The 10,384-nt window shown below is 64.3% G+C and carries 7 protein-coding genes; 6 read left to right on the top strand and 1 reads right to left on the bottom strand.

All coding sequences use genetic code 11. The annotated features are described in order from the left end of the window. Positions 1–261: 261 nt before the first annotated feature. From CK221_RS29255 to CK221_RS29230, 6 genes are all read left to right on the top strand, one after another. Positions 262–627, top strand: a complete 366-nt coding sequence (locus tag CK221_RS29255) for a helix-turn-helix domain-containing protein (protein ID WP_095780249.1) — start codon at positions 262–264, stop codon at positions 625–627. A 9-nt stretch (positions 628–636) separates the two neighbouring features. Next, positions 637–1,125, top strand: coding sequence for an SRPBCC family protein (locus CK221_RS29250; RefSeq protein WP_067319049.1), 489 nt, complete (start codon positions 637–639; stop codon positions 1,123–1,125). A 255-nt stretch (positions 1,126–1,380) separates the two neighbouring features. Then, positions 1,381–3,987, top strand: coding sequence for an ATP-dependent chaperone ClpB (gene clpB, locus CK221_RS29245; protein ID WP_067319047.1), 2,607 nt, complete (start codon positions 1,381–1,383; stop codon positions 3,985–3,987). A gap of 177 nt (positions 3,988–4,164) precedes the next feature. Then, complete coding sequence (locus CK221_RS29240; protein ID WP_066990072.1) at positions 4,165–4,524, top strand: MmcQ/YjbR family DNA-binding protein; 360 nt, start codon at positions 4,165–4,167, stop codon at positions 4,522–4,524. 141 nt (positions 4,525–4,665) lie between these two features. After that, positions 4,666–6,180 (top strand): L,D-transpeptidase family protein, encoded by a 1,515-nt coding sequence (locus tag CK221_RS29235; RefSeq protein WP_095780248.1) that lies wholly within the window; start codon positions 4,666–4,668, stop codon positions 6,178–6,180. Positions 6,181–6,420: 240 nt separating this feature from the next. Next, entirely contained in the window at positions 6,421–7,977 is a 1,557-nt protein-coding gene (locus CK221_RS29230; RefSeq protein WP_095780247.1) for an MFS transporter, read from the top strand. On the opposite strand, the gene CK221_RS29225 is transcribed toward CK221_RS29230, so the two are convergent. Further along, on the bottom strand, positions 7,974–9,953 hold the full coding sequence (locus CK221_RS29225) for a M23 family metallopeptidase (protein ID WP_066990472.1): 1,980 nt from the start codon (positions 9,951–9,953) through the stop codon (positions 7,974–7,976). The genes CK221_RS29230 and CK221_RS29225 overlap by 4 nt on opposite strands. Between the last annotated feature and the right edge of the window lie 431 nt (positions 9,954–10,384).

The raw sequence follows: 10,384 nt of genomic DNA, 5'->3' as shown, positions 1-10,384 counted from the left end.
CCAAACCGGTCCTCGCCTGAGGCCAAATCTGCGTCGGCGGCCTCCTGACATCCGCTCCCGCCACCAATTTCCCAAGCGCAATCAATCTGCAAAACAAAACCCCGCCGAAAATCGACGGGGTTCGTCAGCAGTCTGACGGCGGAGAGGTTTCTCCGCCGTTTTTCGTTGTGCGTGCCTAAAGCACGTCGCCTGAATCCGTTTCAGCGCGACGCGCTTTCGTTTCCTTGCATGGCGGTAATTTGTGCGCTAATACTGAACCATATGGTTCAGTATATCAAGACCCGCCTCGATGCTTCATTCGCCGCGCTCTCGGATGCGACCCGACGCGGCGTGCTGGGGCAGCTCGGCCGTGCGGACGCTTCGATCACGGAACTGGCCGAGAAGTTCCACATGACCCTCACGGGCATGAAGAAGCACGTCGGTGTCTTGGAGCAAGCGGGGCTCGTCAGCACGGAAAAGATCGGGCGTGTGCGGACCTGCAAGCTCGGCCTGCGCGGGCTGGAGCAAGAGGCGGCATGGATCGAGAGGTACCGCCAGCTCTGGGACGCACGCTTCGACGGGTTGGACAAGGTGGTCGAGGAACTGAAACGAAAGGAGAAGGTCGATGGACGCAAGCAAAGGGAGTGAGCCACACCGATGCAGAACCGCACGACTGTGGAACGGACGTCGGACCGCGAGCTCGTCGTCACGCGAACCTTCAACGCTCCGGCGCGCATCGTGTTCGAGGCGTGGACCAAGCCTGAGCTGTTCAAGCAGTGGTGGGCGCCGAAGTCGATGGGAATGGTGCTGCGTTCCTGCGAGATGGATGTCCGTGTCGGGGGCAGGTACCGTTTGGCGTTCGGCCACGATGGCTCAAACCTTGACGAGTTCTTCGGCAGGTACATCGAAGTGACACCGCAGTCGCGCCTCGTCTGGACCAATGAGGAAGGCGGTGAGGGTGGACCCGTCACGACGGTGACCTTCGAGGAAAAAGGTGGCAAGACGCTGCTGGTCCTGCACGAGCTCTATCCCTCGAAGGAGGCTCTCGACGCTGCCGGCACCGGTGCGGCGGAGGCGATGGGCGAGACGTTCGGGCAACTGGACGAGCTTCTCGTCACCCTGGGCGCGAGCGGTGGACGATCATGAAGCCGTCGATGTCGCGCGTCACGCAGCCGCAGCATTTAAGCCGTTGTTTTAATGCCTAATATTCGCCCAAAATCGCTGCGCGCTTCGGGCGACCAGGCCCTAGAATATTCTGCGCTGACCGAGATCAGGGCGTCTTGAGAGACCTGAGCTAATACACCATATCTCGGCTGAACAGGACTCGGCTCGAATGAGCGGGTCCGTCACCGCAATCTGATCCGGTGCCGCAAAGCGGGCCGGTGATGGAAGGAGACATACATGAATACGGAGAAATATTCCGAGCGCGTGCGCGGTTTCATCCAGTCCGCGCAGACCATGGCGCTCTCGCGCAACCACCAGCAATTCACTCCCGAACATATGCTCAAGGTGCTCGTCGACGATGACGAGGGCCTTGCCGCGTCTCTGATCGAGCGCGCCGGCGGCAGCATTCGCGACGTGAAGCTCGGCGTCGAGGCGGCGTTGGAGGCTATGCCCAAGGTCGAAGGCGGCAACGGCCAGCTCTATCTCGCCCAGCCGCTTGCCAAGGTGTTTTCGACCGCAGAGGAACTGGCCAAGAAGGCCGGCGACAGCTTCGTCACCGTGGAGCGGCTGCTGCAGGCGCTCGCCATGGAGAAGTCGGCGAAGACCGCCGACATCCTGGCCAAGGCCGGTGTCACCGCGCAGGCGCTGAACCAGGTTATCAACGATGTCCGCAAGGGCCGCACCGCCGATTCGGCCAGTGCCGAGCAGGGCTACGACGCGCTGAAGAAATACGCCCGCGACCTGACCGCGGATGCGCGGGCGGGCAAGCTCGACCCGGTCATCGGCCGCGACGACGAGATCCGCCGCACCATCCAGGTGCTGTCGCGCCGCACCAAGAACAATCCCGTGCTGATCGGCGAGCCCGGCGTCGGCAAGACGGCGATCGCCGAAGGCCTGGCGCTGCGCATCGTCAATGGCGACGTGCCGGAATCGCTGAAGGACAAGCGGCTGATGGCGCTCGACATGGGCGCGCTGATTGCCGGCGCCAAGTATCGGGGCGAGTTCGAGGAGCGGCTGAAGGCCGTACTGTCGGAAGTCACTTCCGCCGCAGGCGGCATCATTCTGTTCATCGACGAGATGCACACACTGGTCGGTGCCGGCAAGGCCGATGGCGCGATGGACGCCTCGAACCTTTTGAAGCCTGCGCTGGCGCGCGGCGAGCTGCACTGCGTCGGTGCGACCACGCTCGACGAATACCGCAAGCATGTCGAGAAGGACGCGGCGCTCGCCCGCCGCTTCCAGCCCGTTTTCGTCGACGAGCCGACGGTCGAGGACACTGTCTCGATCCTGCGCGGCCTGAAGGAGAAATACGAGCAGCACCACAAGGTGCGCATCTCCGATTCGGCGCTGGTTTCGGCCGCGACGCTTTCCAACCGCTACATCGCCGACCGTTTCCTGCCGGACAAGGCGATCGACCTGGTGGACGAAGCCGCATCGCGGTTGAGGATGCAGGTCGATTCCAAGCCCGAGGCGCTGGATGAGATCGACCGCCGCATCATGCAGCTCAAGATCGAACGCGAGGCGCTGAAGGTCGAGAAGGATGACGCCTCGAAGGACCGGCTGACCAAGCTGGAGAAGGATCTAGCCGACCTCGAGGAGCAGTCGACCGAGCTGACCGCCAAGTGGCAGGCCGAAAAGCACAAGCTCGGCCTTGCCGCCGACCTGAAGAAGCAGCTCGACGAGATGCGCAACGAGCTGGCGATTGCCCAGCGCAAGGGCGAGTTCCAGCGCGCCGGCGAGCTTGCCTACGGCAAGATCCCGGAGCTGGAGAAGAAGCTCAAGGAAGCCGAAGCCCAGGACGGTAAGGCCGGCATGGTGGAAGAGGTGGTCACGCCTGACCACGTCGCCCATGTCGTGTCACGCTGGACCGGCATTCCGGTCGACAAGATGCTTGAGGGACAGCGCGAGAAGCTGCTGCGTATGGAGGACGAGATCGGCAAGCGCGTCGTCGGCCAGGGCGAGGCGGTGCAGGCGGTCTCCAAGGCCGTGCGGCGCGCCCGTGCGGGTCTGCAGGATCCGAACCGGCCGATCGGCTCGTTCATGTTCCTGGGTCCGACCGGCGTCGGCAAGACGGAGCTCACCAAGGCGCTCGCCGCCTTCCTGTTCGACGACGAGAGCGCCATGGTGCGCATCGACATGTCGGAGTTCATGGAGAAGCACTCGGTCGCCCGGCTGATCGGCGCGCCTCCCGGCTATGTCGGCTATGAGGAGGGCGGCGCGCTCACCGAAGCGGTGCGGCGCCGGCCCTACCAGGTCGTGCTGTTCGACGAGATCGAGAAGGCGCATCCGGACGTGTTCAACGTGCTGCTCCAGGTGCTCGACGACGGCCGGTTGACCGATGGTCAGGGCCGCACGGTCGACTTCCGTAACACGCTGATCATCATGACCTCCAATCTCGGCGCCGAATATCTGGTCAATCTCCGCGATGACCAGGACGTCGATGCCGTGCGCGACGAGGTGATGGGCGTGGTGAGAGCCTCGTTCCGTCCGGAATTCCTCAACCGCGTCGACGAGGTGATCCTGTTCCACCGGCTGCGCCGCCAGGATATGGATCGCATCGTCGAGATTCAGCTCAAGCGGCTGGAGAACCTGCTTGTCGATCGCAAGATCACGCTGTCGCTCGATCACGATGCGATCGAGTGGCTGGCCGGCAAGGGCTACGATCCGGCCTATGGCGCCAGGCCGCTGAAGCGGGTGATGCAGAAGGAACTGCAGGATCCGCTGGCGGAGAAGATCCTGCTCGGCGAAATTCTCGACGGCTCGACCGTCAAGGTCACCGCCGGTTCCGATCGCCTGAACTTCCGTTCGAAGCCGACGGTGGTGGCGGCTGAAGCCGCCGCCTGAGTCGAGCCGGGGCATGTGACCGGAGCAATCCCAGGAAAAGCCTTTGGCGCTCTCCGTCCGGAGTGCAAACAGGATACCAGCAGCGCGTCGCATCCGGCAGGGCGGCGCGCTCTTGCTTTTCGACAGGGCCCTGCGGCAAAACCGAGCTTGATCGCGGGTCCTGGAGGGCCGATTCCAATGAAGCTCGAGGACTATAACGGCTTCTGCGCCACGCTGCCCGCCACGACCCATGTCGTGCAGTGGGGCGGGGCTCACGTCTGGAAGGTCGGCGGCAAGGTGTTCGCGATCGGCGGCCACGACCGGGAAGGCGAGGTCTTCGTTACCTTCAAATGCTCCGACATGGCCTTTGACGTGCTGAAGGAACAGCCGGGCTGTCGGCCCGCGCCCTATCTCGCGTCGCGCGGCATGAAATGGATCCAGCGCCAGACAAGCCAAAGCGTGGATGATGCCGCGCTGAAGGACTACCTGCGCGAAAGCCACCGCCTGGTCGTGCTGAAGCTGACGAAACTGGCGCGCAGCGAATTGGGGCTGCACTGACATTCGGTTGGGGACCATGGTGAAACGCCGGAAATCCGCCATCTTCATGCCCGGTTCATATTGGAACCTTAGTTTTGGTAACTGGTTTGCTGGCGAAGGGTTCGCCCAGCAAGACCGAGCCGACCGGAGAGCCTGACCCACATGCTGCGCACGATCTTTTCCCTTTCGGCACTTGTGGCCGGACTGGCCGCTTCCGGCGCGCTCGCAGCGCCGAGTCTGGAAGGCGCGCAGAAGACGGTTCGGCCCGCTCAACACGGCGCGCTCCTGCTCGCCCAGGACGGCAATATCGACATTTACTACGATGCCAGGGGCAACCGGGTACTTGTCGATGCCGATACCGGAAAGGTGATCGCCATCCAGCCGCCGCAGACCCGGCCCGATCGCCGGGCGCTGCGCCGTCAGTTGCGGATGCAGGAACTCGGGCGTGCGCCCGTCGAGGATGACGACCGTTATTATCTAGACGATCCCGACGACATGGCCCGCTTCCGCCGCAGGCAGCTGGACGAGAACGGCCGGTATATCCCGCCGCCGGTCGACGACTACGATTCCAACAGCGGCAATTCCGTCGAGGCCTATCCGCCGGCGCCGAGCGACGAAGGGTATGCCACAACCTATCCGGAGGCGCCAGGGTCGGACACCATCAAGCGCGAGCCGCTGAACGAAGCATCGATCGAACCGCACCCTGGGCAGGGGGACGTGCTGCAAGTCAATCCGGAGACCCAGGCCGCGCTGCCGCCGGACACGGGCGGCAAGGCCACCGTCGATCCGTCGCTTTCGCTCGGCGTGCGCCAGGACGTGGCCGAACTTCAAGTGCTGCTCGACCGCGCCGGCGCCTCGCCGGGAGTCATCGACGGCCGCTTCGGCTCGAATGTCGACAAGGCCCTGGCCGCCTACAACCAGATCACCGGCAGCAATCTGAAGTCGACCGACTCGGCCGCCATCAAGGCGGCGCTCGCCCAGTCGGGGGGCGACGCCTTCGCCTCCTACACGATCACGCCCGAGGACGTGGCCGGACCCTATGTCGCCTCGATCCCGGAAGATTACAGCCAGAAGGCCAAGCTCGACCGCATGGGTTACACCTCGGTCACCGAGGCGCTCGCCGAGCGCTTCCACATGGACGAAGGCTATCTGAAGTCGATCAACAAAGGCCTCGACTTCAACCGTCCCGGGACCATCGTCAAGGTCGCCAATTTCGGCCAGTTGGTGTCGACGCCGGTTGCCCGCATCGTCGCCGACAAGGACAAGAAGGAAGTTTTCGCTTATGACGCGGGCGGCAAGCTGGTCGCAGCCTATCCGGCCACCATCGGTTCGGCCGACACGCCGTCGCCCACCGGCATCCACACCGTGTCGCGCATCGCGCTCGATCCCAATTACACCTATAATCCCAGCATCAATTTCAAGCAGGGCCAGAACGACAAGATCCTGACCATCCCGCCGGGGCCGAACGGTCCGGTCGGCTCGGTCTGGATCGCGCTGGACAAGCCGACCTACGGCATCCACGGCACGCCCGATCCTTCCAAGATCGGCAAGACCGAAAGCCACGGCTGCGTGCGCCTGACCAACTGGGATGCGCGAGAGCTCGCCAAGCTGGTGTCGCCGGGCGTGACCGTCGAGTTCGTCGGCGGGTCTTCAGTCGATGATTTTGCGCAGCAATGAGCCGCGCAGGGCGGTTGCATAGATCAGCTGCAGCGCCAGGATGAACCCGCGCTGAGCAGCGGGTGATGAGGCATAGGCTGGCTCTTCCCCTTCTGGAATGACGGGCCGGAACCTACTACGCGACGGCTCGTTTGCATTTACGATAGCTACCTTCCTGGCCATGCCGTCACCAAACTGGTTTCAGAACTGCAATCTTCTGGCTCGTTGTTACCGATACGCCGGAGAGCTAAGCAGGTTTTCATGCCTTCCTCGAGTGAAGCCACAGCCGATTCGCTTTCGACCGCGACGCGCGCGAACGGCACCTTTTGCCCGCAGACGCAGCGCAAGTTCGTACTGGTCGCGGCAATCCTGGCCTCGGCGCTCGGCTTCATAGACGGTTCGATCCTGGCGATCGCCATGCCGGCCTTGCGCGTCGATCTCGGCGCCAGCCTGGCGGAAGCGCAATGGATCTCCAACGCCTATGCGCTGACGCTTTCGGCGCTGATTCTGGCCGGTGGTGCCGCCGGCGACCGATTCGGCCTAAGGCGCGCATTCGTGACCGGCATCGCGCTCTTCATCGCAGCATCGCTCGCCTGCGCCCTGGCGCCCAATCCGGCGGTGCTGATCGCGTTCCGCGCCATCCAGGGCATTGGCGCCGCCATTATGGTTCCGGGCAGCCTCGCCATCATCGCCAAGGCCTATCCGAAAAAGGAGCGCGGCCGGGCGATCGGCATCTGGGCCGCGGCCTCGGCGATGACGACGGCGCTCGGGCCGGTGCTCGGCGGGTTCGTGCTGTCGACTTTCGGCAACGGTGTCTGGCGCGCGATCTTTGCCGTCAACCTGCCGCTCGGACTGGTTTCGATCTATCTGCTGCTCGCCAAGATACCGGCGGACCAGCCGACCGAAAAGCGCAGCCTCGACCTCGGGGGCGCCGCGCTCGCCACGCTCGCCTTCGGGGCGCTGGCCTATGGGCTGACGGCGATGAACGCCGAGGGCGGCGGGATAATGGCCGGGCCGGCGATCGTCGCTGGCGTCGTCCTGCTTTTCATTTTCATTCTCTATGAGCGCTGGCAGCGCGAGCCGATGATCGATCTCGGCCTGTTTCGCATCCGGGCCTTCGCCGGCGCCAATCTCGCGACCTTCTTCCTCTATTTCGCGCTGTCGGCGAACCTGTTCTACCTGCCCATGGTTCTGATCGCGGGCTGGGGACTGAGTTCGGCCGAGGTCGGCTTCATCTTCCTGCCGCTGTCGGCATTGATCGCGCTGCTGTCGGGGCCGGTCGGCCAGTGGTCCGACAAGATCGGCCCGCGCCTGCCGATCGCCGCCGGCAGCTTGGTCGTCGCCATCGCCTTTGCCGGCATGGCCCTGCTCGCCCATGCCGGGATCCACAATTTCTGGACCGGGACCTTTCCGCTGATGGCGGTGATGGGGCTCGGCATGGCGCTCGTCGTGTCGCCGCTGTCGACGGCGATCATGACCTCCGTCGAGGACAAGGACACGGGCGCGGCATCCGGCATCAACAATGCCGTCTCGCGCATCGGCGGCCTGATCGCGGTGGCGGCGATGGGCTCGCTCGCGGCTTTCGTCTATGCGCGATCGACCGGCAGCCCCGCCGGCATGCCCGGTTTCGGCGAACCGCCGGCGTCCGGGCTCGCGGCCAATCTCGACGCGTTGAGGATTGCGGCAAGCGATTCGGCCTTTGCCGCTGTTGCCGCCGTCACGACGCTGCTTTGCCTGCTATCGTCGATCATCGCCTGGTTCACCGTGCCCGGACAGGCGCTGCCCTGGCCGCGGCAGACGGGCGATTCGCCGGATTAGTTGGGAAGCTGCGAATCGGTCTTGGCGCTGGCAACCTTCAGCGAATTTCCGTCTTCCTGCTTGAGCAGGTCGTCGATGCGCTCGCGCTCGCGCTTGAAGGCGACGAGATCGTCGCCCTTCAGCACCTTGCCGACCGGCAGGCGGACGCGCATCGGGTCGACCTTGGTGCCGTTGACGATCAGCTCGTAGTGGAGGTGCGGGCCGGTGGCGAGGCCGGTTTGGCCGAGATAGCCGATGACCTGGCCCTGACGCACGCGCACGCCCGGCTCGATCCCTTTGGCGAAAGCGCTCTGGTGATTGTAGGAGGTCTCGTAGCCATTGGCGTGGCGGATGATGATCTGCTTGCCGTAGCCACCGGCCCAGCCGACCTTTTCGACAACACCGTTGCCGGCGGCGATGATCGGCGTGCCGATGGGCGCGGCCCAATCGACGCCGGTGTGCATGCGCACATATCCCAGAATCGGGTGCCGGCGAGCGCCGAAACCGGAGCGGAACTTGCCGGCGGGCAGCGGATTGCGCAGCAGGAATTGCTCGGCGCTCGACCCGTTCTCGTCGAAATAGTCGGTGCCGCCGTCCTGCATCTGGAAGCGATAGAAATTGCGCGTCTGGCCGCCGAAGGTGGCTGAGACGTAGAGAAGCTCCGAATTGTCGGAGGTCTGGTCGTCGCCGTCGGGCTGCGAGAACAGGACCTCGAGACGGTCCGACGGCGAAAGCCGCGACTGGAAGTCGACGTCCGAGGCAAGAAGCTTGATCAGCTTCTGGGTCATCGATTTCGACATGCCATAAGAATAGGCGGCTCGATAGATGCCGTCATAGACGTTGGGCAGGTTGCCGCGCACCACCACCGGCTGCGAATCGTCGAACGCCGTCAGCAATTCGGGATTAGGCTCCGGCTCCTGCGCCGGCACGAACTGTCCGCGATCGTCGAGCGCGATGGTCACGATATGCGTGGTGCGGTCGTAAACGCTGGTGCGGACCACCTTGGCGACGTCGCCGCGCACCTCCAGACCGACGCGCAGCACCGTTCCGGCCTTGAGCGCCGTCGCGTTCAAGAGCTTGCCGATCGCTTCCGACATGCCGGTGGCGTCATCGCCGGTGTAGCCCGAATCAGCGAAGGCCTCGGTGATATCGGTGTCCTCGGTGAAAGGGATGATTTCCTCGGCGAAGGCCGGCGTCTGGTCGTCCGGCGTGGCGCGCGGCGCCACCGAGACGTTCTCCGGCGTGATCTTGACGTCGTAGGAACCCGCCATGCTCTCGGCGAAGGCGTCGCCGAAGCGCTGCGGGTCGACATAATGAAGCGCCGCAACCTGAACGGCGCCGTCGCTCAGGCCGTTGCCGGCTTCGCGCACCACCTTTTCCACCTCGTCGGCGGAGAGGTCGCTCTTTTCGTCGAAGGATGCCGTCTCGATCGGGAAGTCGACCGTCTTCAGGCTCATCTCGCTTTCGACCTTGGCGCCATAGATCTGGCCGGCGACCGCCGTGGCGGAAGCTGGCTGAGCGTTGTCGTCGCCGTCGTCGCCGAAGACCTGCATCGGGTCGAATGGCGGGTAGGGACGGCTGGTGGTGTGACCGGCCGCAAGCGCCATCTTGATCTGCACGAACGGCATGGTGTGGATGACGTCGCGGTCACCGACCTTGGTGACCATCGATACTTCCATGCGCCGGCGGTCCTTGGCCCTGGCGATCTGGCGCGGCGCGACCAGCCTGGTCGTCTTGGCCTGCTCGCCGGAATCGTCGCCGCCGCTGGCGAGGTTGATGAGCTCGGCGATTTCAGGCGGCGTCGCCAGCTGCTGGCGACCGTCAAGGGCTGCGAACAAGGCCACGCCCATCAGCACGCTCGAGGTCACCCCGGTCAGGAACGTGCCCGAAAGCCAACGTGCCGAAACCTCGCGGCGGTCAGGCGGACCGCTGCGGCCGTCCGCGATCAGCGGCGGCTCGTTGCCGAGTTCGGCTATGACATCTTCCGTGTCTGGCATCCAGAAAGGCTGCTTCTTCCCCGGGCGAAACGGCTTGTCGTTGTTCGTTGCGGCCATGACATTTGCCTGTCGCAGCCAGTGAAGTCAAACGAAGCGGCAAGCCGGGGCCGATATCCCCAATCACACGTCTCTTAGAAACGCGGCTCTTGTCGTCTGCGGTCGAGGCTCTCACGCGTACGCGGGCGCCTTGCTTGTATGTCCGGTGTCCGACCGCAATGCGGCGGCAATAGGGCTTGGTGCGGGTGGCTGCGGGCGTGCCGCAGGGGCGGTTGGCTGGCGAAACATAGCCGTCGAAAAATTTGTCGCAAAAAATTCAAAAAAGTTCGAAATCGGTGTTGACGGTTCGAGTAACCCCCGACTATATACGCCCCACCAACGAGGGCGGCGCGCCGCTGGCGGCCGAGAAGTTCGCTTCTCACTCTGCCCTCTGT

This window comes from Mesorhizobium sp. WSM3868 (assembly GCF_002294785.1).
Classification (GTDB): Bacteria; Pseudomonadota; Alphaproteobacteria; order Rhizobiales; family Rhizobiaceae; genus Mesorhizobium.
This window is presented reverse-complemented; position numbering and strand designations above follow the sequence as displayed.